Below are 25135 nucleotides of genomic sequence, written 5' to 3'. Positions count from 1 at the left end.
CCGTCCCCCTCTCTGTTTAACTTCGCGCAGAGAGGGGGACGATATGGACGTGCACGTGACCAGTCGGGACATCGGTCCCCGCACCGTCGTGGAGGTCGAGGGCGAGATCGACGTGTCCTCCGCCGACACCCTGCGCGACCAGCTTGCCGAGCTGCTCGACCGTGACCGCACCGACCTGGTCATCGACCTGCGCGCGGTCCGGTTCATGGACTCGACCGGGCTCGGCGTGCTCGTCGGCACCCTGAAGAAGGTCCGGCTGGCCGGCGGTCAGCTGCAGCTGGTGATCGACTCCGAGCGGCTGCTCAAGGTCTTCCGGATCACCGCGCTGCTGCAGGTGTTCACCGTGCACGAGACGGTCGAGGCGGCCCTGGACGCCTGAGCAGCGGGTGCGGGTGCAGCGGTCGCGCCGATCGGCTGACGGGTCAGTCCGGCAGGATCGAGTAGACGACCGTCTGCTCTCCGTCCTCCGACGTCGATGCTGTGACGCCGACCTCCCACCCCGCCACGGGGAAGGTGATGCCGGGCGGGGGTGCGAGCGCCGGGTAGGTCGACCAGTCGTCGCCGAGCAGCCGGACGGCCGCCTTGGCGGCGTCGTCCCCGTCGGCGGCGATCACGACGCTCCACCCCTCGCCGCTCGACCCAGCCATCGGGGTGACCGACACCAGCCGGCCACCGATGAGGGGGACGTCGTCGACCGGGAAGCCCTCGGGGAAGCCGGTCGGTGCCGGCGGCATGTCCAGCAGGGTCAGGGACCAGGGACCTGCCACGGTGCGCGCGCCGGCATCGGCATAGCTCACGTAGACCGAGTACTCGCCGGCGGGCAACGGCACGCCTCCGGGGTGCCCGTCAGTCGCGCAGGTGGTCAGCTCCGTGCTCGTCAGGCCCGAGACCACGGAGCGGTCGGGCGAGGACAGCCACGAGTACCCCGGGTCCGGCGACGGGTCGGCGTCGGACGCCACGACCGTGCCGTCGTGGGTGATCAGGATCTGGCTGTCCAGCTCGTCGCCGGTGCCGCTGATCCGCTCCGAGCTCTCCGCGGCCTCGAGCTGCTGGCGCGCGACCTCCACTCCACGGTCCAGTGCGTCGACCTGGCCGGCGGTGAGCGGGACAGCATCCGGCGGATCCGCCATCACGGCCGCGCGACGCTCCTCCGCGGCGGCCAGCGTCTCGTTCGCGCTGCGCACCAGCTCGGCGACCGCGGCGTCCCGAGCACCCGGGGACAGCTCGCGGACGAGGACCGGGTTCATGGCGCGCCCGAGCAGGGTTCCCAGGTGGCTGCCCTGCGGGGGGACGGCGGAAGGGTCCTCCATGTACCAGGAGCCGTCCGTCGAGGGCAGCAGACCCACCCGACCGGGGTCGGCCGTCGGGAGGAGCCCGATGTCCGACCCGCACGTCCCGGGCCCGGCGTCGGCACGCGCCGCGGGGAGCACGGACAGAGGATCTCGCCCCCCGACGTACACGGCGCCGAGCGCGACGGCTCCGACGGCTCCGACGGCGACCCCGCCGCGGACACCCGCACGGACGGTCCGGCGGCGCCGGATGCGGCCGGTGAGTGACGTGACGTCGAACGGGGAGTCGTCCGGGCCGGTGTCGACGGCGTCGTGCAGGGCTCGGGTCAGGTCAGGGCTCATCGGGTCACTCCTGTCGGGACCAGCTGGATGTCGATGGTGTGCGCGTCGGGCAGCGGACCCAGCAGGGTCTCGAGCTGCCCGATCGCGTCGAAGAGGTACCGCTTGACCGTGCCGTCGGAGATCTCCAGGCGGCGGGCGATCTCCGGCACGGTGAGGTCGTCGTAGAAGCGGAGCACCACGCAGGCGCGCAGCCGGGGGCGCAGGGTGAGCAGCGCGGTCTGCACGTCGAGCCGGGCGGTGGCGGTCGGGCCGTGGTCGGCGGTGGCGTCGTCCCGCGCCAGCAGGTGCCGCACCGCGGTCCAGCGGGCCTTGCGGCGGTGGCCGTCGAGGAAGATCGTCAGCACCGCCCGCCGCACGTAGGCCTCAGCGGCGGCGGCCTCCCGGAGAGGTCGCCCCTGTCCGAAGCAGCGCACCAGCGCGTCCTGGACCAGGTCCTCGCCCTCGCGCTCGTCGCCGGTGAGCAGGGTCGCGTAGCGCACCAGCGCCCGCCCCCGAGCCCGCACGAGCTCGTCCAGAACCTGTTCCCAGGCCGTCATGCCACCTCCCTGTGGTGCCGTCATCTTCCTGGACGACCGGGAGGTGTGAACCGTTGGTCGGATCCGACTAGGTGAGCGTGACCGTGAACGGCGCACCGAGCGTGACCGCGTAGCCCGCGCTGGTGTCCTGGAGCGGCACGGTCCCGGACGGCAGCCGGACGACGGGTGCCGAGAAGATCCAGCCGGGATACACCTGGTAGACGCCCGCGGGCAGGGCGTTCCCGTCGCTCAGCGGCTGCTCGACGCCGGAGATGCAGGAGGTCAGCACCCGCTCGGCCTCGGGGAAGGCCAGGGGTGCGCCCGCGCCCAGGTCGACCACGGAGAACGCGTCGTTCGCCTGCACGGTGGTGCCCACCACGATCCCGTCGCGCACGATCCAGTACTCGATCGCGTAGTAGCCGTACGCGCGCAGCCGGCCCGGTCCGGTGTACTGCACGGTGCCGCTGGCGCGCAGGGGCGACCCGGCCGCGAACGTCGTCGCCTGCGGGGTGACCTGGAGGTCGAGCATCGCCGTCCGGACGGGGGCCGCGGGCGCGGGACCGTCGCAGGCGGGTCGATCCGCCGTGGTGGTCGCGTCGAGCGGGACGTCCGAGCCGGGAGCCGCGAGCTGCTCGTCGGCCTCACCCGTCACGGTGACGGTCGCCGGCTCGCCGAGGGCGGTCGCGCGGGCAGCGCCGTCGAGCGCCGCCGTCTGCGCGAGCGTCAGCGTCCCCTGTGCCAGCTCCTGCGGGAGATCGCCGTCGAAGGTGACGACCGTCGCCCACGGCCGCAGCTCGTAGGTGCCCGCCGGCAGCGGACGTCCCGGGGTCGCCGGGCCGCCGTCCGCGGGATCGCAGACCGTGAGGTCGAGGGCGCCGCGGAACCAGGCCGTCTCGCCCTGGTTGCCGCTGCGGCCGGCCATCGCGTCGTCCGCTGCGGGGTAGAAGCCGGTGGTGCCGACGACGACGCCGTCGCGCACGACCGCCACCCGCGGTCCGCCGTCGGGCACGGCGAGCACCAGGGCGGCTCCGAGCTCCGTGCTGCGTTCGACCTCGCCGCCGACGGCCAGGTGCCCACCGGACAGCATCGAACCTGCGTCCGGCGCCACGCGCGCGACGACACGGTCGTCCACCGGGTCGGCGGCCGGCGAGGTCGCCAGCGAGCCGCACGCGCCGAACGGCAGGGCGGGGTCGCCGACCGGCAGGACGACCGGCGCGACCGTGGGCGTCGGCGAGGGTGCCGGGGTCGTCCTCGTGACCGACGGGGACGGGGTGGCCGGGGGCGCTGGGCTGGTGCGGTCGGGCAGGAACGCGAACGCCGTGCCCGCGACGATGACGACCACGGCAGCTGCGCCACCGATCGCCACCGCGGCGCGGGTGCGTCGCCGGGTGCGGGCCCGGGCGGTGATCCGGGCGACGGGCAGCGGGGCGCGTCCGAGCCGGTGGCTCTGCTCGGCACGGTCGGCCAGCTCGCCCAGGGCCGACTCGAGGTCGTGGTTCATCGTCCGGCTCCCTTCGCGATCGTGGGGACGTCCTCGGTGGACAGGCCGGGTTGGGGTCCCAGGAGCGGCTCGAGCTTGTGGCGGGCGTCGGACAGGTAGCGCTTGACCGCCCCGGGGGACACGCCGAGCCGGCGGCCGATCTCGGGCAGCGTGAGGTCGTCGGAGAACCGCAGGACGACGCAGGCGCGCTCGCGGGGGGACAGGACGGTGAGCGCTCGTGCCACGTCGGCGCGGTCACCGGCGGCCGCGAGCTCGTCCTCGGTGGCCTCGGGCGTCGCGATGAGGTGGGTCACGGCGGAGAAGCGACGGCGCGCCCGGTAGGCGTCGAGATACGTGTTCAGAATGACGCGGCGCACGTAGGCCTCGACCCAGGTGACGTCGTCGGGCCGGCGGCGGGCGTAGGTCCGCACGAGCCCGTCCTGCACCAGGTCCTCCGCCGCCGACATGTCCCCGGTCAACAGGTAGGCGTACGCGACCAGTGCCGACCCTCGCTCGGTGACGAGCCGGTCCAGATCGTCCTCCCAGCTCATGGGTCGACCTCCTTGGTCGGGCAGTGCTGCCCTCACCTGTCCAGACGCCCTGACTGCCCGAACGGTTGGGGGTGAACTCGATCGTCCCGCCGATCTGGGTCCCGGTCACCCGTCTGCACGCCGGTGCGATCCACGTCACATCTCGTGGCTAGACTCGCCCAGTCGCGCAGCAACGGGGCTGTGGGACAGGCGTGGTCAGGGGGGCCTCGCTGATGTCCGAGGAGGATGCATGGTCGAGCTCGGGTCAACGAGCATCACGATCGTCAGTGTCATCGCGGCCGTTGCGGTCGCGTCCCTGCTCATCGCCGTCGTCCTGCGCCGTCAGGTGCTCGCGGCCGGTGAGGGGACCGAGTCCATGCGCGAGATCGCGCGCGCGGTCCAGGAAGGTGCGGCGGCGTACCTGAGCCGACAGTTCCGCACCCTGGCCCTCTTCGCGGTCGTCGTCTGCGCCCTGCTCTTCCTGCTGCCGGGCGACAGCGGCGTCAAGATCGGTCGGTCCGTCTTCTTCCTGATCGGTGCGGGGTTCTCCGCGGCGATCGGGTACCTGGGCATGTGGCTGGCCACGCGGGCGAACGTCCGGGTGGCGGCGGCCGCGTCCGAGCCTGGTGGGCGCGCGGAGGGCGCGCGCATCGCGTTCCGGACCGGCGGGTTCGTGGGCATGAGCGTCGTCGGGCTGGGCCTGCTCGGCGCGGCGTCCGTCGTGCTGATCTACCGGGCAGAGGCCCCGGCCGTGCTCGAGGGCTTCGGCTTCGGGGCAGCGCTGCTCGCCATGTTCATGCGGGTCGGCGGTGGCATCTTCACCAAGGCGGCCGACGTGGGCGCCGACCTGGTGGGCAAGGTCGAGCAGGGCATCCCCGAGGACGACCCGCGCAACGCGGCGACGATCGCCGACAACGTGGGCGACAACGTGGGCGACTGCGCCGGCATGGCGGCCGACCTGTTCGAGTCGTACGCGGTCACGCTCGTCGCGGCGCTCATCCTGGGCAAGGCCGCGTTCGGCGAGCAGGGCCTGGTGTTCCCGCTGGTCGTCACGGCGATGGGCGCGCTCGTCGCGGTGCTCGGCGTGTTCATCACGCGGGTGCGCGGTGCGGAGAGCGGCCTGACGGCCATCAACCGCGGCTTCTACATCTCGGCGCTGGTCGGCGTCGCGCTCTCCGCGGTGGCGGCGTTCATCTACCTGCCGTCGACGTTCGCGGAGCTCACGGGCGGGACCGCCGGACTGGAGACGCACGGCGGGGACCCGCGCCTGATCGCGTCGGTGGCCGTGGCCATCGGCGTCACGCTCGCCGGCGTCATCCTCTGGGTCACCGGCTACTTCACCGGCACCACCAGCAAGCCGACGCTGCACGTCGCCCGGACCACCCTGACCGGCGCGGCCACCGTGGTCCTGTCCGGCATCGGGGTCGGCTTCGAGTCCGCCGTCTACACCGCGGGCATCATCGCGGCGGCCATCTGCGGCGTGTTCCTGCTGGCCGGCGGCTCGGTGTCGCTGTCCCTGTTCCTCATCGCGCTCGCGGGCTGCGGCCTGCTGACCACGGTCGGCGTCATCGTCGCCATGGACACGTTCGGGCCGGTCAGCGACAACGCGCAGGGCATCGCGGAGATGTCGGGAGACGTGACGCCCGAGGGCGCGCAGATCCTCACGGACCTCGACGCCGTGGGCAACACCACCAAGGCGGTCACCAAGGGGATCGCGATCGCGACCGCCGTGCTGGCCGCGACCGCGCTGTTCGGGTCGTACGCCGACGCGGTGAAGAACGCGCTGGGCACGGCGGGCCAGGTGGGCGACGAGCTCACCGCGGCGATGGTCAACTACTCGATCATCAGCCCGGTCACCCTGGTCGGCGTGATCCTCGGTGGCGCGACGGTGTTCCTGTTCTCGGGCCTGGCGATCGACGCCGTGACCCGCGCCGCGGGGGCCATCGTGTTCGAGGTGCGCCGCCAGTTCCGCGAGCACCCCGGGATCATGACGTACGAGGAGCGACCCGAGTACGGCAAGGTCGTCGACATCTGCACGCGCGACTCGCTGCGCGAGCTGGCGACACCCGGTCTGCTCGCGGCGTTCGCGCCCATCGCGGTCGGGTTCGGGCTCGGCGTCGGCCCGCTCGCCGGGTTCCTCGGCGGGGCCATCGCGACCGGCGTGCTCATGGCGGTCTTCCTGGCCAACTCGGGCGGCGCCTGGGACAACGCGAAGAAGATCGTCGAGGACGGCAACTTCGGCGGCAAGGGGTCCGACGCCCACGCGGCGGCGGTCATCGGCGACACGGTGGGTGACCCGTTCAAGGACACCGCCGGGCCGGCCATCAACCCGCTGATCAAGGTGATGAACCTGGTCTCGCTGCTCATCGCGCCGGCCGTCGTGGCCATCTCGGTGGGTGCCGACGCCAACCAGACCGCTCGACTGTCGATCGCGGTCGCGGCCGCGCTGATCGCGGGCGGGGCGGTCGTGATGTCTCGCTTTCGTGCGGCCCGAGCCGACCGAGAGGACCTGACACGCGAGGCCGAGAAGGCGCTCGCGCGCTGACGCGTGACGACGATGCCTCCGGCTCCTGCCGGGGGCATCGTCGTCTGTGCAGGAGGAGGACCGATGCCCCACGCGATCGTGCTCGCCGGCCACGACCGCTACGAGGACCCGTGGCACGACACCGCCGCGGTGGCGCACCGGCTGGCCGGGCTGCTGGCGCAGGACGGGGTCGACGCCACGATCCGCGGCACCCTGCCGTCCGCGCTGGACGACGTCGACCCGGACCTCGTGATCGTCGCCGCGGGTCGAGGCCGGCCGGACCCGGACTTCGACGGCACCGACGACGACTGGGCGCCGTTCCACGACCGGCTGGCCGCGCTGGTCGCGTCGGGTGTCCCGGTGCTCGGGCTGCACCAGGCGGCGAACGCCTTCCTGGACCGGCCGTCGTGGGCGTCGGTGCTCGGCGGTCGGTGGCTGGAGGGGACCACCTGGCACCCGCCGCTCGGTCCGGTGCTCTTCCGCGTGGTCGACCCGTCGCACCCGGTCTCCGCCGGGCTGTCCACGGTGGAGGCGCTGGACGAGCAGTACCTGTCGCTGGAGGTCTCGCCGGACGTGCACGTGCTGGTGGTCGCGGACCACGAGGGCGTCGCGCACCCGGTGGTCTGGGTCGCCCCGGGTCCCGGGCGGGTGGTCTACGACGCCCTCGGGCACGACGTCCGCTCGTACGACTCGCCGTCGCGCGTGGACCTGTTCCGCCGCGAGGTCCGCTGGCTGCTCGGCCGCTGAGTCCGACAGGATGTCCCGGTGACGACGAGCCCCGACGCCGGCCGCCTGCGGGTCATGACGTACAACCTCAAGGGCTTGCAGCTGTCCCGGGCCGACGCCGTCGCGGTGGTGCGCATCGCGGCGCCCGACGTGCTCGGGGTGCAGGAGCCTCCGCGGGGACTGCTCGGCCGGTGGCAGATGTGGCGGTTCGCGCGGGACGTGGGCCTGCGGACGGCGGTGAACGGCCGCGGTGCTCGGACGACCGCCCTGCTGGTCGCGTCGGGTCGGTCGGTGTCCGAGGCGCGCGCGCTCAAGCTGGTCAACCTCGCGGGCCGCACCCGCCGCGGTGTCGCCATGGCCACCGTCGACGGCGTCCGGTTCGTCGTCGTGCACCTGTCCCTGGTCCGCGACGAGCGGTCCAGGCACCTGTCCGACATCCTGCTCGACCACGTCACCGCCACGCAGACGGTCGTGCTCGGCGACCTCAACGAGCGTCCCGGCGGCCCCACGTGGAAGCGACTCGCCAGCGTGCTGGTCGACGCCGACCCCACCGGCGACCCCACCTACCCCGCGATCGACGCGCTGCACCGGATCGACGCGGTCTTCGTGTCCCCCGACCTGGGCGTCGAGGCTGCGCGGGTCCCCTCCGGTCCGCCCGTCCTGCGCGGCAGCGACCACCGCCCGCTCGTCGTCGACCTGCTCGTGGAGCCGGAGCCTCCGGGCGACCCGGAGGCGCGGACGGTGCAGGGATGATGGCGGGGTGATCCTGACCGATGCCGCCCTCGTCGCCGCGCTCCGCACCGACCTGACCGCTGCGGGGTACGGCGTGTCCGGCGTCGAGGACGTGCTCGGGCCGGTCGCCGCCGACGCGCTGCACCGCGAGGAGCCGGTGCCGGCGCTGCGGGCCACGGAGGCGTCCGACGACGTGGTCGCCGCGCTGGTCCGCACGTTCCTGCTCGGGTCCACCACGCCCCGGCGGCTGCTCGAGCGGGCGCTGCCCACGCTCACGGTCGACGGCGCCGAGCGCCTGGGCCTGGTCGAGTCCGACGGCGACGACGTCAGCGCCCGGGTGGACCTGCGGCCGTACACGGCGGTCGACGGAGGCGGCGAGGTCGACTGGTGGATCGCGTCGGACCTCGGCGAGCTGGCCACCGGTCAGGCGCTGCGCACCGACCACGTGCTCGGCGTCGGCGGGGCGTCCACCACGCTCGCGCAGGTCACGGTGCGCGACGACCGCGACCTGGTGCTCGATCTCGGCACCGGCTGCGGCATCCAGGCGCTGCACGCGTCGCGGCACTCGCGCCGGGTGGTCGGCACCGACATCTCCCGACGGGCGCTGGGCTTCGCGCGGTTCAACGCGGTGCTCGCCGGCGTCGAGCTCGATCTTCGGGAGGGGTCGATGCTCGAGCCCGTCGCCGACGAGCGGTTCGACCTCGTCGTGAGCAACCCGCCGTTCGTCATCACGCCCCGGACGCCGGGGATGCCGTCGTACGAGTACCGCGACGGCGGACGGTCCGGAGACGCGATCGTGCGGGAGCTCGTCGAGGGCGTCGGCGCGGTGCTGGCGCCCGGGGGAGTGGCGCAGCTGCTGGGCAACTGGGAGGTGCGGCGCGGTGAGGAGTGGCACGAGCGCGTCGGGTCGTGGATCGACGCCAGCGGGCTGGACGGCTGGGTGGTGCAGCGCGAGCTCCAGGACCCCGCGCAGTACGCCGAGACGTGGATCCGCGACGGCGGGACCACCCCCGACCGGGACCGTTCCGCGTGGGCGGTCCGGTACGGGCAGTGGCTGGACGACTTCGCGTCGCGGGACGTCGAGGGGATCGGGTTCGGCGTCGTGACCCTGCGCAAGCCTGCTGGGGAGGTGTCGATGCGCCGGCTCGAGGAGGTCACCGGAACGGTCCAGCAGCCGCTCGGCCCGTCCATCGCGGCGTCGCTCGCCGCCCACGACTGGCTCCAGTCGATGACCGACGACGACCTGGCCGCCCAGCGCCTCGTCGTCGCACCCGACGTCACCGAGGAGCGGTACCTGTCCCCGGGCGACCCCGACCCGCAGGTGGTCCTGCTGCGCCAGGGTGGCGGCTTCGGCCGGGCCGTGCAGGCGGGCACCGCGCTCGCGGGGTTCGTCGGGGTCTGCGACGGCGAGCTCACCGTGGGCCAGATCGTCAACGCGCTGGGCGCCCTGCTGGAGGTCGGCGCCGACGCGGTCGCGGCGGACGTCCTCCCGTCGGCCCGCGGCCTGGTCCGCGACGGCCTGCTGCTGCCTGCCGAGTAGGTCCACAACGTCCGAGCAGATGCAGGCTGGAACCTCCATCTGCTCGGACGCAGCGGTCGGTGCGGGTTGTCAGTGCAGCACCACGTCGTCGAGCACGTGGGTGCCGGCGTTGAAGTACAGGTTGATGCGCTTCACGTCGGCCAGCTGCGCGCCGCAGTCGGCGGTCAGGGTCTCCAGGTCGACGACGACGTCGGTCGTCGGCGCGGCGATCCAGCCCACCTGCGCGGTCTCGCACCAGGTCCACGACGAGCCCACCTGCAGGGCCGCCTTGGTGTCGAACCCGGTGGTGGACACCACGTCGAACGTCACCTGGGTGCGCCCGGTCCAGTCGCCGACCGACGGGCCGAACCCGAACCAGCCGCCGTCCGGAGAGGCCGCGTCGACGGTCAGGGTGCCCCCGGTGGACGAGACGGTCCCCTCACCGATCGGACCCCAGCCCTGCGTGCCGTTCGTGAAGTCGGACAGGACGACGGGCTCGAGCGGCGTCGGCCGGTGGTCGTACCGGTCGAGGTACCCGGCGAAGTCCCCGCGGGTGACCACCTTGAGCACGCCGTACCTGGTCGCCGACATCGGCACGATGATGCCGGTCTCGGTGGCCCACGCGATGGCCTTGCCGTACGGGTGCCACGACGGGACGTCGGTGAACGCCTCGGGTGCGGCAGGCTCCGGCTTGCCCGCGAGCCGCCAGAGCAGCTCGGCGGCGGACGAGCGGTCGAGCGGCGCCTTCGGCAGGTACACCGGGAGCGTCGTGTCGACGAGCCCCTCGTGCGCCAGCCACTCGATCGCCGTGTACGCCGCGTGCTTCTTGGGCACGTCGAGGAACGTGGGCCGCTTGGCGGTCGGCACCCAGGTCGCGTCCGCGTAGCGGTAGAGCAGCGTCGCCACGTCCTGGCGCGTCTCGGGCTTGGTCGGCCGGAACGTGCCGTCCTGGTAGCCGTCGTCGAGGCCCTGGTCGTGCAGCCAGATGATGCTGTCGAAGTTCGGCGACCCGGGAGGGACGTCGGAGAAGAGCGGCGGCGGCTCGACACCCGGGAGGGCGGCGATGTTGTCCACGACGACGCTTCCCGACGGCGCCCCCCCGTCCACGCTGTTCACGTAGATGTTGAACTGCGAGATCGCCTTGAGGTCCGCGTCCGTGATCCGGCGGTTGGCGTTGGCGGTGTCCCACGGGGCCGGACGCCAGTCGACGAACGGGAACGTGACGACGCCCGCCGTCGTGCCTGCCAGCGACGGGTACGCCTCGTACGACACGCCACCGGCCACGAGCTGGAGCACCATCTTGTTGCCGGACCCGTCGGGCTTCACCCACAGGGCCAGCTCGTTGAAGGCCGACCAGTCGCCGCTGATCTGCTTGCCGAACCCGGTGTAGGTCTGCGTGGCGAAGTCGTAGTCCATCCGCAGCGCCTTCGACGGGCCGCTCGTGTCCAGCGAGAGCGTGTTGGCGCCGTAGGAGACGTACTCGGCCCGCAGGGCGGTGTTGTCGCCGTAGCCCTCGTAGTCGTCGACCACGCCCGGCCCGAAGGTCGGTCGCGGCCCGAGGACCACGGAGACGCTGTCGGTCAGCACCTCGGCGCCGTCGACGATCACGTGCACCGCGAGCGTCTGCGTGCTGTTGTCCAGCTCGGCGGCGGGGATGTCCCACGGCGCCGACCACCAGAGGCCGTCGCCGGGAGCGAGCTCGATCTCCGTGCTCCCGACGGTGGCGTAGACGCGGTCGGCGTCCACGTTCTGCACGGTGGCGCGGATGGTCGTCGGCGAGGTGGCGACCCGGGCGCTGTCCGCGGGGGAAGCGATGTGCACGAGCGGCTGCGCGGGAGTCGTGTCGACGGCACGGTCGAACGCGCCGGTGACGTCACCCGCGAAGTAGGTGAACGGGTCCGCCGCGTACGCCTGGAAGTCCTCCAGCAGGGCGTCCCCGGGCACGGGCACGAAGTGCTGGCCGGCGTCGAAGTTGGCCCACGTCTCCATGTACGCCGACCGGCTCGCGCGCGGGTCGGCCTTGATGGCGTTCAGCACCTTGGTGAACCACTGCTCGGGAGACGAGCCGCTGGTGCCGACGCCGCCCGAGACGCCGAACTCGGTGAACGCGGAGACCTTCCCGCGAGCGTCGGCCAGGTCGGCGATCATGCCGAGGTCCGCGACCAGCCCGTCGAGGAACGCCTGCGAGCCGGTGTTGTCGTACGCGTCCAGGCCGAGCACGTCGATGAACTCGTCGCCGGGGTAGGTGCGCAGGTACTGCTCGGTGTTCCCCCCGAACCCGCTGCCGGGTGAGAACGCGTACAGGAAGTTCGAGACGCCCTTGAGGTCCCGCAGGTACTCGACCGTGTACCGGTAGAGCTCCTTGTACTCGCCGGGGGAGCCGAACGCGGCACCCCACCAGAACCAGGAGCCCGCGTTCTCGTGCCACGGGCGGAAGACGATCGGGATGAGGTTGCCGTCGGCGTCGCGCGCACCGTCTGCCGCGAGGGCGATGTTGTCCAGGTACGCGTTCAGCTCGGCGTTCTTGGCGCCGCCGGGCAGGACCGCGCGCAGGGTGTCGCCGGTGGTGTCGTAGAAGCTGCCGCCGGTGACGAAGTTCTCCATGTGCGCGGACAGGGTGTTGATGCCGCCCAGCTCGTGCGCCTTGCCGATGTAGTCGTCGAGCGCGGCGATGTTCTGCGCGGTCGTGTTTCCGGCCGACCCCGGGGCCTCGTCACCCTGGAGGATCAGCGTGTCCCAGCCGAAGACGGCGGGATAGTCGCCGGTCACGTTCTTCACGTCGGACTTCAGGCCGTCTGCGCCGGTGAACGTCAGGCCGTACGACGTCGTGTGCTGATGGCCGAACAGGATGCCGTCGCCGCGCACGTCGTCGAGGTAGGAGAACAGGGACCGCGTCTGCGGGCTGGCGCCCGGGTCGACGAGGGTGACGGTCTCGGCGGCTGTCGCGGGGAGCGTCACGATCCCGCACAGGGCGGCGGCGGTGATCCCTGCGGTCAGGGCGCGCGCGAGATGACGGTTCTTCATTGAACCTCCTGGGTCGTCCCGCCCCCGGAGCCGGCATCCACGGACGAGCACTGGAACGAACTTAATCAAGTTACCAAACAAAGGATCTACGGGACAGACCCGAATCGTTTGGGGAAGCACCGCGAGGCGAGAACAACGTGGGTGGCGTTCTGAGCAGCCACACCGCCACCCAGGTTGTTCTCGCCGATCCACAGGTCAGGCACAGGGTGGTGCTATGGCGGCCCCAGGCGTCCTCCCTACGTTCGGCCCAGGTCACAGGACCGAGCGACGTGAGGGAGAACATGCAGCACGTATGGAGGCGGACGACGCCGCTGACGAGAACGGTCACGGCCGTGGTGGTCCTGGCCCTCGTCGGCGCAGCGGTCTGGTGGTTCGGGATCAGGGACGCGTCGGCCGCCTCGGCCGCACCCGTGACCCGGACGGTCGCGGCGAGCCTGACGACGATGCAGAAGTCGGTGAGCGGCAGCGGGACGTTGACGCCGTCGGTGCAGCAGGACGTGAGCTTCGAGGTCAGCGGCACGGTGACCGGCGTGCCGGTGGCGGTCGGCCAGAGCGTCACGGTCGGCCAGACGCTGGCCACCGTCGACACCCTCCAGCTGAACGCGGACCTGCTCCAGGCCAAGGCCACGCTGGCCAGTGCGCAGGCCAAGCTGGACGACGCGAGCGGCACCGCGCAGATCGCCGCCGCACAGGCGCAGGTCGACGTGGCGCAGTCGGGGGTCGACACCGCGCAGGCCGCGATGGACGGCGCCACCCTGACCGCGCCCGTCGCCGGGCTGCTCACGGCGGTGAACCTCGAGGTGGGCGACGCGGTCGGGTCCTCCTCGGCCCCCTCCGGCAGCGGCGGCGAGACCACGGCGCAGTTCACCATCGTCGGCACCGACGCGTGGCAGGTCGACGTCACGGTCTCCGACGCGGACATCGCGCTCATCGAGGTGGGCGACCAGGCGGAGGTCACCCTCGACGGCGCGACCGAGCCGGTGTTCGGCACCCTCAGCGAGATCGGCCTGCTGTCCACCAGCGACACCGGCGTGGCGGCCTACCCCGTCACCGTCGCGGTCACGGGTGACCAGGAGGGGCTGCACGACGGCGTCGCCGCGGAGGTCGAGCTGGTCTACGAGCGCCGCACCGACGTGCTCACGGTGCCCAGCCTGGCCATCACGACGGCCACCGACGGCACCACCACCGTCAAGCAGGTGGACGCCGCCGGCACCACCGTCGACGTGCCGGTCACCACGGGGGAGACCTCCGGGAACGTCACGGAGATCACCGAGGGGCTGGCCGAGGGCGACGAGGTGGTGCTGGCCACGTTCACGCCGGGCTCCGGCGGCACGGGCCGGCAGGGCACGACGCAGGACGGCGGCGGCACGTTCCCCGAGGGCGGCCCACCGGCGGGCTTCGACCCGACCCAGATGCAGGGCGGTCAGACCAATGGCTGAGCAGACGCTCCCGTACCGGGAGCTGGCTCCCACGCACGCGGACCAGCCTGTCATCGACCTGGCCGGCGTCACCAAGACCTACACGTCCGGCAGCATCGAGTTCGAGGCCCTGCGGGGCGTCGACCTGCGGATCGAGCAGGGCGAGTACGTCGCGGTCATGGGTCCGTCGGGGTCCGGCAAGTCGACGCTGATGAACATCCTGGGCTGCCTGGACACGCTCACCCGCGGCACGTACCACCTGGCCGGCGAGGACGTGGGGAAGCTCGACGAGATCGACCTCGCCGACATCCGCAACCGGCGCATCGGGTTCGTGTTCCAGCAGTTCAACCTGCTGCCGGCGCTCTCCGCGTGGCGCAACGTCGAGCTCCCGCTGGTCTACGGCCGGGTGCACGCGGGGGTCCGCCGCGACCGGGCCGCGGCCGCGCTGTCCCGCGTCGGGCTGGCCGACCGGCTGGACAACCGGCCCGGCGAGCTGTCCGGCGGGCAGCAGCAGCGCGTCGCGGTGGCCCGCGCCCTCGTCGGGGAACCGGCGCTCCTGCTGGCCGACGAGCCGACGGGCAACCTCGACTCCACGTCCACGCGCGACGTGCTGTCCCTGTTCGACGAGCTGCACGCGCAGGGCCGCACCATCGTGCTGATCACGCACGAGGCGGACGTCGCCGAGCGCGCGGAGCGGATCGTCCGCGTCCACGACGGGCTCATCGTGTCGGACGGTGCCCGATGACCTGGACCGAGACGCTGCGCACCGGCTGGTCCGCGGTGACGTCGCACGCCATGCGCTCGATCCTCACCGTGCTCGGCATCCTCATCGGCATCGCCGCGGTCATCCTCACGGTCGGCCTCGGGCTCGGCACGCAGAAGGACGTCAGCGCGCAGATCAGCCAGCTCGGCAGCAACCTGCTCATCGTCAAGCCCGGCAGCAGCACCAGCACCGAGGGCGTCCGCGGCGGCTTCGGCTCGCGCACCACGCTGACCACGGCCGACGCCGAGGCGCTGGACAGCTCCGTCAACGCGCCGGACATCGGCAAGGTCGCGGCCGAGAAGACGACCTCCGCGTCGCTCGAGGCCAACGACACCAACTGGACCACCAGCGTGGTCGGCACCAGCACGGACTGGCTCGACGTCCGCGGCCGCACGCTGGCGACCGGCGCGTTCTTCACCGCCGACGACGAGGCGGACCGCGCGGCGGTCGTGGTCCTCGGGCCGGAGACCGCCGAGGAGCTGTTCGGCTCCACCCGGGTGGTCGGCCAGACGGTCACCATCGGCGACACCGACCTGCGGGTGGTCGGCGTGCTCGAGGCCGAGGGTGCCAGCGGCGACAGCGACCTCGACGACGTGGCGGTCATCCCCATGTCGACGGCGGCGGACACGGTGGTCGGCGGCTCGGACCGCAACGCGGTGTCGACGATCTACGTGCAGGCCGCCTCGACCGACCAGCTGAACGCGGCGTACCAGGAGGCGGAGGCCCTGCTGCTCAACCTGCACGGGATCACCGACGCCGACAGCGCCGACTTCACCATCAACAGCCAGGACGCCCTGGTGTCCACGGCGACCGCGGTCTACAAGACCCTGACCGTCCTGCTCACCGGCATCGCGGCCCTGTCCCTGCTGGTCGGGGGGATCGGGGTCATGAACATCATGCTCGTCTCGGTCACCGAGCGGACCCGCGAGATCGGTCTGCGGAAGGCGCTCGGCGCACCGCCGTGGGCCATCCGCCGGCAGTTCCTGGTCGAGGCCACGGTGCTCGGCCTGGCCGGCGGGGTGCTCGGCGCGGTCCTCGGGATCGTCGCCGCACAGCTGCTTCCCCGGCTGCTCGACAGCTCGGTCGTCGTGTCCGGCGTCGCGGTCGTCGGCTCGGTCGTCGTCGCGATAGGCATCGGCCTGGTGTTCGGCGTCTACCCCGCCACGCGCGCCGCGCGACTGGCCCCCATCGACGCGCTGCGCGCGGAATAGCCCCCTCTCAGCTAGGAGACTCCCCATGTCCACCCTGACCACGCGACTGCTCCCCGCGATCGCCGCGGCCTCGGTCCTCGTCCTGGCCGGCTGCTCTGCCGGCACCTCGCAGGCGGCCGCGCCGACCGCCTCGGCCACCCCCCAGCAGCAGCAGGGCGGCGGCGCTGCACAGCCCCCCGGTGGCGGTGGTGGCGCGTCCGGCGAGATCGCCACGGTCACCGGGACGGTCATGCAGGTCCGGTCCGCCGACGCGCAGACCGCGGTGACCTGGACGGACGCCACCACGTTCTCCGCGACGGTCGCCGGGACGCTCGCCGACGTGACGGTCGGGTCGTGCGTCGTCGCGGTGTCCACCGCCACGACGGACGACACGACGGACACCAGCGCGCCGGTGGAGGCCACCACCATCCGGATCACCCAGCCGTCCGACGACGGCACGTGCGCCGGCGGGTTCGGCGGCTTCGCCGGGGGACCCGGAGGCGGCGACCGTCCCGACGGAGCGCCCACGGACCTGCCGTCGATGCGGGCCCCCGACGGCGCACCCACAGACCTGCCGTCCGGAGCACCCGACGGCGCCCGCATGTTCGGCGGCGGCGCCAGCGGAACTGTCACCGCGATCGACGGCAGCACGCTGACGGTGGAGACCACCGGCCAGGACGACGCGACGACCTCGCGCACCGTCACAGTCACCGACGCGACCACCTACACGACGACCGCCGCGGCCGACGCGTCCGCGATCGTCGTCGGCCAGTGCGCCACCGCGCGCGGCGAGTCCGACGACAGCGGCAAGGTCACCGCCACGAGCATCACGATCTCCGCGCCGACCGACGGCGAGTGCACCACCGGCATGCTCGGCGGCCGCGGGTTCCCCGGTGGCGGCTCGCAGGGCTCGTCCGACGACGCGGCCCAGGACGGTGGCACCGATGCCTGACCGCGCCGTCCGCCCCTCCGTCGCGCTGCGTCGCCGGGCGCGTCGCCGTCGGATCATCGGCTTCGGTGCCGCGGGAGCCGTCGCGCTCGTGGCGGCCGGCGGCGGTGTCGCCCTGGCGGTCGGGGGTTCCGACGACGGCCGGTACCGGACCGCCACCGCGGAGCTGTCGAGCGTCGAGCAGGTGATCGACGCCGTCGGCACGATCGCGTCGGCCAGCCGACGCGACGCGGCGTTCTCCGTGGACGGCACGGTGGCGACCGTGAACGTGTCGGTCGGGCAGGTCGTGGCGGCCGGGGACGTGCTCGCCACGCTCGACACCGAGGCGCTCCAGGACGCGGTCGAGAACGCGCAGGCGGACCTCGCCGACGCCCAGCAGCAGCTGTCCGACGACCTCGACTCGCAGACGGTGTCGACCTCGAGCTCGTCGTCAACCGCCTCGACCGCTTCGTCCTCCGCGGCCTCCACCTCGTCGTCATCGACGCCGTCGGCATCCCCGTCCGCGTCTCCCGCGGCCTCCTCCGCGGCACCGACCACGGGGTCCGACGACACCCGCGGCGACGCGGACCCGGCGGTGACGGCGGCACTGGCCGACGTCCAGCGGGCCCAGCAGGCGCTGCTCGACCAGTACCAGGTCACCGCCGACGCCCTGGCGTCCAGCGGCGAGAGCGTCACGGCGTCGCAGGCGTCGTGCGCGGCGTTCCTCGCGGTGGTCGGCGACGACGTCGAGCCCGCGGACCCGGAGCCCACGGACGAGCCGACGGATGAGCCGACGGATCCCGCCGGCGCCGCCACCGAGGACGCCGGCGACACGACCGAGCCCGACGTCTCCGCCGTCGAGCAGGCGCTGGCCGACTGCCAGGCCGCGCTGACCGGCGCCCTGGACGCGCAGACCGCGACCGACAGCGAGCAGCAGGCGCTCATGACGCTCGCGACCGCGCTGGACCAGGCGGTGCAGGCGCTCCAGAAGGCCGTCGCGGCCTCCTCGACCGTCGCGCCGTCCACCAGCACCCCGTCAACCAGCACCCCGTCGACCAGCGCGCCCTCGACCAGCACCCCGTCGACCAGCACGCCGTCAACCAGCACGAGCACCCCGTCGACCAGCACCAGCACCCCGTCCTCGAGCACCCCGTCGACGACCTCGGGCGCCACCACGACCGTGGCGTCCGCGGCGACGATCGTCGCCGACCAGGCAGCGATCGACCTGGCCGAGGCCAACGTCACGCTCGCGCAGAGCCGGCTCCCGTTCGCCACCCTGACCAGCCCGATCGCGGGCACGGCCGCGGCGGTCGCGCTGGCCCCGGGCGACTCGGTCACGGCCTCGTCGACCACCGCCGTGATCACGGTGCTCGGCCCGGACGGCTACACGGTGACCACCAGCGTCCCGCTGACCAGGATCGACATCGTCACGGTCGGCCAGACCGCCCAGGTGACCACCCCGAGCACGGATGCGACGCTCACCGCCACGGTCAGCAGCATCGGCGTCCTCGACACCTCCACCACCGCCGACCCGGCCTACACGGTCGAGCTCGCCGTCGACCCGACGGACGAGAAGCTGTACGACGGAGCCTCCGCCCAGGTCCGCATCACGGTGGCGGGCGCCGACCAGGTGCTCACGGTCCCGACGTCGGCGGTCCACGTCGACGGCTCGACCGCGACGGTCCAGGTGCTCCAGGGCGGCACCCCGACCGAGGTCACGGTGACCCGCGGCGCGGTCGGCACGGAGCGGACGGAGATCACCGACGGCCTCTCGGCCGGTGACGAGGTGGTCCTCGCGGACCTCGACGAGCCGATCGAGACCAGCACGTCCACCACCACGGGCCTGTCGGGTCTGGGCGACGACGCGACGCAGGGCGGCCCGCCGGAGGGCTTCGTGATGCAGGGCGGCGACGGCGGTCCCCCGGCCGGCTTCGCCCCTCCCGGGAACGGCTGAGCCGCGGGGGCCGGGCGTCTGCACCGGCCCGGCCCCCGCGTCGATAGGCTCTCGGCGTCGCCCTTCGGCGGCACGGACGGGAGGACGACGATGGCCGACGAGCCCACCGCCGACACGCCGCGGGTCGCGGTGCTGGGCGGCGGCGTCATGGGGGAGACCCTGCTCAGCGCGCTGCTGACCGCGGGCTGGGGCGCCGAGCAGGTCGAGGTCACCGAGCGGTACGCGCCGCGGGCCGGCGAGCTCGCCGACAGGTACGGGGTCCGCACCGGAGCGCTGAACGCCGACGCGGCCGCCCGCGCGGACGTGGTGCTCCTCGCCGTCAAGCCGAACGTCGTGGCGTCGGTCCTCGACGAGATCAAGGACTCGCTGGGCGACGGCGAGCTCGTCGTCAGCGTGGCCGCCGGGCTGCCGATCGCCACCTACGAGAAGCGGCTCGCCGCCGGTCAGCCGGTGGTCCGGGTGATGCCCAACACGCCGGCCGTCGTCGGCAAGGGCGCCAGCGCGATCGCCGCCGGCACGCACGCGACGCAGGAGCACCTCGCCCTCGTCGAGAGGATGCTCGGCGCCACCGGGCTCGTCGTCCGGGTGGAGGAGAAGGACCTCGACGCCGTCACCGCGATCTCGGGCTCCGGGCCCGCGTACGCGTTCTACCTGATCGACGCGATGGCGGAGGCGGGCGTGCTGCTCGGCCTCACGCGGGACCTGGCGACGAAGCTCGCGGTGGCCACCGTCGAGGGGTCCGCCGCGCTCGCGGCCCAGTCGGGCGACCACCCGGCGGTGCTGCGCGAGCGCGTGTCCTCGCCGGGCGGGACCACGGTCGCCGCGGTCCAGGTGCTCGACGCCCACGGGGTCCGCGCCGGGATCGTGGCCGCGGCCGAGGCGGCCCGCGACCGCTCGCGCGAGCTCGGCAAGCAGTACTGATGAACGCGTCCGCCCGCCCGCCGGCGATGAGCGACGTCGCCGCGCTCGCGGGCGTCTCGCACCAGACCGTGTCCCGGGTGCTCAACGACCACCCGAGCGTCCGCCCCGAGACGCGGGAGCGCGTCAACGCCGCCATCGTCCGGCTGGGCTACCGCCGCAACAGCGCCGCCCGCGCCCTGGTCACCCGCCGGTCGGGGACGCTCGGCGTGGTCACCCCCGCCACCGCGCTGTACGGGCCGACGAGCACGCTGGTGGGCCTTGAGGAGGCCGCCCGGGTGGTCGGCTGGTACGTGTCGGTGGCGACGATCCGGCAGTTCGACGGCGACTCCATGCACACCGCGATCGAGCACTTCCTGGGTCAGGGCGTCGACGGCATCGCGATCATCGCCCCGACGACCGAGGTGGCCCAGGCCATCGCCGCCATCGCGTCGCCCGTGCCCGTGGTGCTCATCTCGTCGGCGTCCGACGTCCCACCCGTCGCGCACCTGCACGCGGTCGGCGTCGACCAGCGGCACGGCGCCCGGCTGGCCACGCAGCACCTGCTCGACCAGGGCCACACCGAGGTCGTGCACGTCGCGGGTCCGCAGGACTGGTTCGACGCCCAGGACCGCCTAGCCGGCTGGCGCGAGGTCAGCGGTCCCGCTGCGCCCGAGCACATCGAGGCGGGCTGGGACGCGGCCGACGGCTACGAGCTCGGGCTCCGGATGGCCCGCGAGGGGCTCCCGTCGGCGATCTTCGCGGCCAACGACCAGCTGGCCCTCGGGCTGCTGCACGCGTTCTGGGAGCAGGGCGTGCGGGTGCCTGCGGACGTGGCCGTCGTCGGGTTCGACGACGAGGTGGGCGCCGCGCACTACACGCCGCCGCTGACCACCGTCCGGCAGGACTTCGGGGCGCTCGGGCGCCTGGCGGTCGAGTCCCTGCAGGCCGCGTTCGCGGGGGAGGACGCCGCGCGACAGCAGATCCCCGCGGAGCTGGTGGTCCGCGCCAGCTCGGTCCGCAGCCCGTAGTCCTACGCTCGGGTCATGATCGACATCGCCGAGCTCGCCGCCACGCACCTGGACGCCGCCCGCGCTGACCAGCACGGGAGGTCGGCGGGGATCGTCGCGCACGACGGCGAGCTGCGGCAGACGATCATCGCCCTGACCGCCGGATCCAGCCTCGGCGAGCACAACTCCCCGAACGCCGCGACGCTCCAGGTGTGGCAGGGGCGCCTCCGGGTCGAGTCGCCCGACGGGGACGTCGAGGCGAGCGCCGGCCATCTGTGGGTGCTCACGCACGAGCGGCACTCGGTGCACGCGGTCGACGACAGCGTGTTCCTGCTGACCACCCTCACGGGCGCGGGGCGGTCGTCGCACGGCTGACCCGCCACGGCTGGACCGCAGGCCCGATGTTAGCGCTAACATGTGCTTCGGCCGCTGGCGTCCGTCGCGGTCCTCGATGCGAGAGCGGAGCCGCGTGATGACGGTCGATCCCCACGGTGCTGACCCCCGGGCGGCCATCGAGTCAGGCGCGACGACGCTCGGCATCGAGCTGGGCTCGACCCGCATCAAGGCCGTCCTGATCGGCCCCGACCACACCCCGCTGGCCAGCGGCAGCCACGACTGGGAGAACCAGTTCGTCGACCGGGTGTGGACGTACTCGCTCGATGCCGTCTGGACCGGGCTCCAGGAGTCGGTCGCCGCACTGCTCGCCGAGACGGAGCAGCGGTACGGGGCGCGCCCCACCACCCTCGGCGCCATCGGGATCTCCGCGATGATGCACGGCTACCTCGCGTTCGACGAGGCCGACGAGCTCCTGGTCCCGTTCCGCACCTGGCGCAACACGAGCACCGGACCGGCCGCCGCCGAGCTCAGCGCGCTGTTCGGCCACAACATCCCGCTGCGCTGGTCGATCGCGCACTTCCGCCAGGCCGAGCTCGACACCGAGCCGCACGTCGGGCAGGTCCGGTTCCTGACCACGCTGGCCGGGTACGTGCACTGGAAGCTGACCGGTCGCACGGTGCTCGGCATCGGCGACGCGTCGGGCATGTTCCCCGTCGACACGGCCACCCACACCTACGACGCCACGATGCTGGCGGCCTACCCCGGTGCGGACGTCGCGGCGCTCCTGCCCGAGATCCTGCTCGCGGGCCAGGACGCCGGCCGGCTGACCGAGGCGGGTGCCGCGCTGCTCGACCCCACGGGCACCCTCCAGCCCGGCATCCCGCTGTGCCCGCCCGAGGGAGACGCCGGCACCGGGATGGTCGCGACGAACTCCGTGGCGCCGCGCACCGGCAACGTCAGCGTCGGCACCAGCATCTTCGCCATGGTCGTGCTGGAGAAGCCGCTGGCGCAGGTGCACCACGAGCTCGACCTGGTGACCACCCCGTCCGGCGACCTCGTCGCCATGGTGCACTGCAACAACGGCGCCAGCGAGCTCGGCGCCTGGGCGGACCTGTTCGGGCAGTTCGCCACCGCGATCGGGCAGCCCGCCGGCTCGGACGAGGTGTTCGGGGCGCTGCTGCGCGAGGCGCTGACCGGCGATGCGGACGGCGGCGGCCTGCTCGCCTACAACTACCTGTCCGGCGAGCCGATCACGGGCCTGACCGAGGGGCGGCCGCTGTTCGTGCGGACCCCCGACAGCCGGCTGACCCTCGCCAACTTCATGCGCACCCAGGTGTACAGCGCGTTCGGCACGCTCAGCCTGGGCATGCGCGTGCTGCGGGGCGAGGGCGTCGAGCTGGACGCGATGTTCGCGCACGGCGGCCTGTTCCGGACCGCGGGCGTGGCGCAGCGGCTGCTCGCCGCGGCGGTCGGCGCGCCGGTCACCGTGGGCAGCACCGCGGGCGAGGGCGGCGCGTGGGGGATCGCGGTGCTCGCCGCCTACCTGGGCGCGGCCGACGAGCAGGACCTGAGCACGTACCTGACCACCCGCGTGTTCGGCGACGCCGTCTCGGAGACGGTCGCGCCGGACCCGGACGACGTCCGCGGCTTCGACGCCTACCTCGAGCGCTACAGCGCCGGGCTGGCGATCGAGCAGGCCGCGGTGGAGGCGCTGTGAGCACCGAGGACCTGATCGAGCAGACCCGCGCGGTCGTCGCGGCACTGCACGCCGAGCTCCCGCGCTGGGAGCTGGTGGTGTGGACCGCCGGGAACGTGTCGCAGCGGGTGGTCGTCGGCTCCGCGCCCGGTCCTGCCGACCTGTTCGTCATCAAGCCGTCCGGGGTCACGTACGACGAGCTCACCCCCGAGGCGATGGTCGTCTGCGACCTCGACGGGAACCTGGTCAACGGCACCCGCGCACCGTCCAGCGACACCGCCGCGCACGCCTACGTGTACCGGCACATGCCGTCGGTCGGGGGCGTCGTGCACACGCACTCGACGTACGCGACCGCCTGGGCCGCCCGCGGCGAGCCGGTGCCGTGCGTGCTGACGATGATGGCCGACGAGTTCGGCGGCGACGTGCCGATCGGCCCGTTCGCGCTCATCGGCGACGACTCGATCGGCCGCGGCATCGTCGAGACGCTCCAGGGCTCCCGCAGCCCCGCGGTCCTCATGCGCAACCACGGGCCGTTCACCATCGGTCGCGACGCCAAGGCGGCGGTCAAGGCGGCCGTGATGGTCGAGGAGGTCGCCCGCACGGTGCACATCGCGCGGCAGCTGGGCGACACGATCCCGATCGCGCAGGCCGACATCGACTCCCTGTACGCCCGGTACCAGAACGTCTACGGACAGCAGCCCACCCACACCCCGGAGAGCGACTCATGACCAAGCCCTACGCCGACCGCGAGATCTGGTTCCTCACCGGGAGCCAGGGCCTCTACGGCGAGGAGACCCTGCGCCAGGTGGCCACCCAGTCGCAGGAGATCGCGCGGGTGCTGGGTGACACGCTCCCGGCGAAGCTCGTCTGGAAGCCGGTGCTCACCGACTCCGACGCGATCCGCCGCGCCGCGCTGGAGGCGAACGCCGACGACTCCGTCATCGGCGTCATCGCGTGGATGCACACGTTCTCGCCGGCCAAGATGTGGATCGCTGGCCTGGACGCCCTGCGCACCCCGCTGCTGCACCTGCACACCCAGGCCAACGTCGAGCTGCCGTGGGACACCATCGACTTCGACTTCATGAACCTGAACCAGGCCGCGCACGGCGACCGCGAGTTCGGGTACATCGCCACCCGGCTCGGCGCCGCGCGCAAGACGGTCGCGGGGCACGTGTCCAACCCGGCCGTCGTCGCGTCCATCGACGTCTGGGTGCGCGCGTGCGCCGGCTGGGCTGCGACGCACGAGCTGAAGCTCGCCCGGTTCGGCGACAACATGCGCAACGTCGCGGTGACCGAGGGCGACAAGACGGAGGCCGAGCTGCGGTTCGGCGTCTCGGTGAACACGTGGGGCGTGAACGACCTCGTGGCGGCCGTGGAGGCCGTGGCCGACGACGACGTCGACGCGCTCGTCGCCGAGTACGAGGAGCTCTACGACGTCGTCCCCGAACTGCGCAAGGGCGGCGACCGGCACGAGTCCCTGCGGTACGGCGCCCGCCAGGAGATCGCGCTGCGCACCCTGCTCGAGTCGCTGGGGGCCAAGGCCTTCACGACGAACTTCGAGGACCTCGGTGACCTGCGCCAGCTCCCCGGGCTCGCGGTCCAGCGGCTCATGGCCGACGGGTACGGGTTCGGCGCCGAGGGGGACTGGAAGACCGCCATCCTGGTCCGCGCCGCCAAGGTGATGGGCGCCGGGCTGCCCGGTGGCGCGTCGCTGATGGAGGACTACACCTACGACCTGACGCCCGGCTCGGAGCGGATCCTCGGCGCGCACATGCTCGAGATCTGCCCGACGCTGACCACCTCGAAGCCGACCCTGGAGATCCACCCGCTCGGCATCGGCGGCAAGGAGGACCCGGTCCGCCTGGTGTTCAACGCCGACCCCGGCGTGGGCGTCGTCGTCTCGCTGGCCGACATGCGCGACCGCTTCCGGCTCACCGCCAACGTGGTCGACGTCGTCCCGCCCACCGCCGACCTGCCGCACCTGCCGGTCGCGCGGGCCGTCTGGGAGCCCCGCCCCGACTTCCGCACCTCGGCGGAGTCCTGGCTGACCGCCGGGGGAGCGCACCACACGGTGCTCACGACGGCCGTCGGGGTCGAGGCGTTCGAGGACTTCGCGGAGATCGCCCGCACCGAGCTGCTCGTCATCGACGAGGCCACCACCCGCCGCGGCTTCCGCGACCAGGTGCGCTGGAACCAGGTCTACTTCCGCCTGGCTCAGGGCTTCTGACCGGTAGGTCCGAACGGGTGGACCTGGGCTGACCA

21 protein-coding genes are annotated in these 25135 nt (G+C 73.1%); 16 read left to right on the top strand and 5 right to left on the bottom strand.

Features of this window, described 5'->3' with window-relative positions:
* Positions 1-43: 43 nt before the first annotated feature.
* Positions 44-379 (top strand): STAS domain-containing protein, encoded by a 336-nt coding sequence (locus ACO06A_RS04490; RefSeq protein ID WP_421734845.1) that lies wholly within the window; start codon positions 44-46, stop codon positions 377-379.
* Between the two features lie 43 nt (positions 380-422).
* Here ACO06A_RS04490 and ACO06A_RS04485 read toward each other — a convergent pair whose 3' ends face one another.
* The 4 genes from ACO06A_RS04485 to ACO06A_RS04470 all read right to left on the bottom strand — a co-directional run bounded on the left by ACO06A_RS04485 (position 423) and on the right by ACO06A_RS04470 (position 4177).
* Entirely contained in the window at positions 423-1631 is a 1209-nt protein-coding gene (locus ACO06A_RS04485; RefSeq protein ID WP_421734844.1) for a hypothetical protein, read from the bottom strand.
* The gene (locus ACO06A_RS04480) at positions 1628-2167 is read right to left on the bottom strand and encodes an RNA polymerase sigma factor (protein ID WP_421734843.1); all 540 of its coding nucleotides are present in this window, start codon (positions 2165-2167) and stop codon (positions 1628-1630) included. The genes ACO06A_RS04485 and ACO06A_RS04480 overlap by 4 nt, the downstream gene beginning before the upstream one ends.
* 67 nt (positions 2168-2234) lie before the next feature.
* Positions 2235-3647, bottom strand: a complete 1413-nt coding sequence (locus ACO06A_RS04475) for a hypothetical protein (protein ID WP_421734842.1) — start codon at positions 3645-3647, stop codon at positions 2235-2237.
* Entirely contained in the window at positions 3644-4177 is a 534-nt protein-coding gene (locus ACO06A_RS04470; RefSeq protein ID WP_421734841.1) for an RNA polymerase sigma factor, read from the bottom strand. The genes ACO06A_RS04475 and ACO06A_RS04470 overlap by 4 nt, the downstream gene beginning before the upstream one ends.
* 229 nt (positions 4178-4406) lie before the next feature.
* On the opposite strand from ACO06A_RS04470, the gene ACO06A_RS04465 reads away from it, so the two are divergent.
* The 4 genes from ACO06A_RS04465 (at position 4407) to ACO06A_RS04450 (ending at position 9678) form a co-directional block, all read left to right on the top strand.
* Complete coding sequence (locus ACO06A_RS04465; RefSeq protein WP_421734840.1) at positions 4407-6701, top strand: sodium-translocating pyrophosphatase; 2295 nt, start codon at positions 4407-4409, stop codon at positions 6699-6701.
* A gap of 63 nt (positions 6702-6764) precedes the next feature.
* Positions 6765-7427 carry a ThuA domain-containing protein gene (locus tag ACO06A_RS04460; RefSeq protein WP_421734839.1) on the top strand — a complete coding sequence of 221 codons (663 nt, stop codon included), beginning with the start codon at positions 6765-6767 and terminating at the stop codon, positions 7425-7427.
* Between the two features lie 18 nt (positions 7428-7445).
* Complete coding sequence (locus ACO06A_RS04455; protein WP_421734838.1) at positions 7446-8159, top strand: endonuclease/exonuclease/phosphatase family protein; 714 nt, start codon at positions 7446-7448, stop codon at positions 8157-8159.
* A gap of 7 nt (positions 8160-8166) precedes the next feature.
* Complete coding sequence (locus ACO06A_RS04450; RefSeq protein ID WP_421734837.1) at positions 8167-9678, top strand: DUF7059 domain-containing protein; 1512 nt, start codon at positions 8167-8169, stop codon at positions 9676-9678.
* A gap of 69 nt (positions 9679-9747) precedes the next feature.
* Here the strand turns inward: ACO06A_RS04450 and ACO06A_RS04445 are convergent, their stop codons facing one another.
* Positions 9748-12681 (bottom strand): glycosyl hydrolase, encoded by a 2934-nt coding sequence (locus ACO06A_RS04445; protein WP_421734836.1) that lies wholly within the window; start codon positions 12679-12681, stop codon positions 9748-9750.
* A 332-nt stretch (positions 12682-13013) separates the two neighbouring features.
* Here ACO06A_RS04445 and ACO06A_RS04440 point away from each other — a divergent pair, with 332 nt between their 5' ends.
* The 11 genes from ACO06A_RS04440 to araA all read left to right on the top strand — a co-directional run bounded on the left by ACO06A_RS04440 (position 13014) and on the right by araA (position 25100).
* Positions 13014-14120, top strand: coding sequence for an efflux RND transporter periplasmic adaptor subunit (locus tag ACO06A_RS04440; protein WP_421734835.1), 1107 nt, complete (start codon positions 13014-13016; stop codon positions 14118-14120).
* Entirely contained in the window at positions 14113-14844 is a 732-nt protein-coding gene (locus ACO06A_RS04435) for an ABC transporter ATP-binding protein (RefSeq protein ID WP_421734834.1), read from the top strand. Before ACO06A_RS04440 ends, ACO06A_RS04435 begins: the two co-directional genes overlap by 8 nt.
* On the top strand, positions 14841-16073 hold the full coding sequence (locus ACO06A_RS04430; RefSeq protein WP_421734833.1) for an ABC transporter permease: 1233 nt from the start codon (positions 14841-14843) through the stop codon (positions 16071-16073). The genes ACO06A_RS04435 and ACO06A_RS04430 overlap by 4 nt, the downstream gene beginning before the upstream one ends.
* Positions 16074-16098: 25 nt before the next feature.
* Positions 16099-17004, top strand: a complete 906-nt coding sequence (locus ACO06A_RS04425; protein WP_421734832.1) for a DUF5666 domain-containing protein — start codon at positions 16099-16101, stop codon at positions 17002-17004.
* Entirely contained in the window at positions 16997-18934 is a 1938-nt protein-coding gene (locus ACO06A_RS04420) for an HlyD family efflux transporter periplasmic adaptor subunit (RefSeq protein ID WP_421734831.1), read from the top strand. Before ACO06A_RS04425 ends, ACO06A_RS04420 begins: the two co-directional genes overlap by 8 nt.
* Positions 18935-19024: 90 nt before the next feature.
* Positions 19025-19855, top strand: coding sequence for a pyrroline-5-carboxylate reductase (gene proC / locus ACO06A_RS04415; protein WP_421734830.1), 831 nt, complete (start codon positions 19025-19027; stop codon positions 19853-19855).
* Entirely contained in the window at positions 19855-20862 is a 1008-nt protein-coding gene (locus ACO06A_RS04410) for a LacI family DNA-binding transcriptional regulator (RefSeq protein WP_421734829.1), read from the top strand. The genes proC and ACO06A_RS04410 overlap by 1 nt, the downstream gene beginning before the upstream one ends.
* 15 nt (positions 20863-20877) lie before the next feature.
* Positions 20878-21216 (top strand): cupin, encoded by a 339-nt coding sequence (locus tag ACO06A_RS04405; protein ID WP_421734828.1) that lies wholly within the window; start codon positions 20878-20880, stop codon positions 21214-21216.
* Positions 21217-21313: 97 nt separating this feature from the next.
* Positions 21314-22894, top strand: a complete 1581-nt coding sequence (locus tag ACO06A_RS04400; protein WP_421734827.1) for a xylulokinase — start codon at positions 21314-21316, stop codon at positions 22892-22894.
* A complete protein-coding gene (locus ACO06A_RS04395) occupies positions 22891-23601 on the top strand; it encodes an L-ribulose-5-phosphate 4-epimerase (RefSeq protein WP_421734826.1) in 711 nt (236 codons plus the stop codon). The genes ACO06A_RS04400 and ACO06A_RS04395 overlap by 4 nt, the downstream gene beginning before the upstream one ends.
* Positions 23598-25100 (top strand): L-arabinose isomerase, encoded by a 1503-nt coding sequence (gene araA, locus ACO06A_RS04390; RefSeq protein WP_421734825.1) that lies wholly within the window; start codon positions 23598-23600, stop codon positions 25098-25100. The genes ACO06A_RS04395 and araA overlap by 4 nt, the downstream gene beginning before the upstream one ends.
* Positions 25101-25135: the final 35 nt, after the last annotated feature.

Origin of the sequence: Cellulomonas sp. (assembly GCF_965229465.1) — a bacterium.
Taxonomy (GTDB): Bacteria; Actinomycetota; Actinomycetes; order Actinomycetales; family Cellulomonadaceae; genus Cellulomonas.
The sequence above is the reverse complement of the archived record's forward strand: the minus strand, read 5'-3'. Positions and strand labels throughout refer to the sequence as shown.

What these genes read in the sequence shown, in the direction of transcription:
- ACO06A_RS04425 (WP_421734832.1), top strand. Translation starts at nt 16,099, where the DNA reads ATGTCCACCCTGACCACGCGACTGCTCCCCGCGATCGCCGCGGCCTCG.
- ACO06A_RS04405 (WP_421734828.1), top strand. Translation starts at nt 20,878, where the DNA reads ATGATCGACATCGCCGAGCTCGCCGCCACGCACCTGGACGCCGCCCGC.
- ACO06A_RS04420 (WP_421734831.1), top strand. Translation starts at nt 16,997, where the DNA reads ATGCCTGACCGCGCCGTCCGCCCCTCCGTCGCGCTGCGTCGCCGGGCG.
- ACO06A_RS04400 (WP_421734827.1), top strand. Translation starts at nt 21,314, where the DNA reads ATGACGGTCGATCCCCACGGTGCTGACCCCCGGGCGGCCATCGAGTCA.
- araA (WP_421734825.1), top strand. Translation starts at nt 23,598, where the DNA reads ATGACCAAGCCCTACGCCGACCGCGAGATCTGGTTCCTCACCGGGAGC.
- ACO06A_RS04480 (WP_421734843.1), bottom strand. Translation starts at nt 2,167, where the DNA reads ATGACGGCCTGGGAACAGGTTCTGGACGAGCTCGTGCGGGCTCGGGGG.
- proC (WP_421734830.1), top strand. Translation starts at nt 19,025, where the DNA reads ATGGCCGACGAGCCCACCGCCGACACGCCGCGGGTCGCGGTGCTGGGC.
- ACO06A_RS04445 (WP_421734836.1), bottom strand. Translation starts at nt 12,681, where the DNA reads ATGAAGAACCGTCATCTCGCGCGCGCCCTGACCGCAGGGATCACCGCC.
- ACO06A_RS04435 (WP_421734834.1), top strand. Translation starts at nt 14,113, where the DNA reads ATGGCTGAGCAGACGCTCCCGTACCGGGAGCTGGCTCCCACGCACGCG.
- ACO06A_RS04410 (WP_421734829.1), top strand. Translation starts at nt 19,855, where the DNA reads ATGAACGCGTCCGCCCGCCCGCCGGCGATGAGCGACGTCGCCGCGCTC.
- ACO06A_RS04460 (WP_421734839.1), top strand. Translation starts at nt 6,765, where the DNA reads ATGCCCCACGCGATCGTGCTCGCCGGCCACGACCGCTACGAGGACCCG.
- ACO06A_RS04490 (WP_421734845.1), top strand. Translation starts at nt 44, where the DNA reads ATGGACGTGCACGTGACCAGTCGGGACATCGGTCCCCGCACCGTCGTG.
- ACO06A_RS04465 (WP_421734840.1), top strand. Translation starts at nt 4,407, where the DNA reads ATGGTCGAGCTCGGGTCAACGAGCATCACGATCGTCAGTGTCATCGCG.
- ACO06A_RS04430 (WP_421734833.1), top strand. Translation starts at nt 14,841, where the DNA reads ATGACCTGGACCGAGACGCTGCGCACCGGCTGGTCCGCGGTGACGTCG.
- ACO06A_RS04470 (WP_421734841.1), bottom strand. Translation starts at nt 4,177, where the DNA reads ATGAGCTGGGAGGACGATCTGGACCGGCTCGTCACCGAGCGAGGGTCG.
- ACO06A_RS04475 (WP_421734842.1), bottom strand. Translation starts at nt 3,647, where the DNA reads ATGAACCACGACCTCGAGTCGGCCCTGGGCGAGCTGGCCGACCGTGCC.
- ACO06A_RS04485 (WP_421734844.1), bottom strand. Translation starts at nt 1,631, where the DNA reads ATGAGCCCTGACCTGACCCGAGCCCTGCACGACGCCGTCGACACCGGC.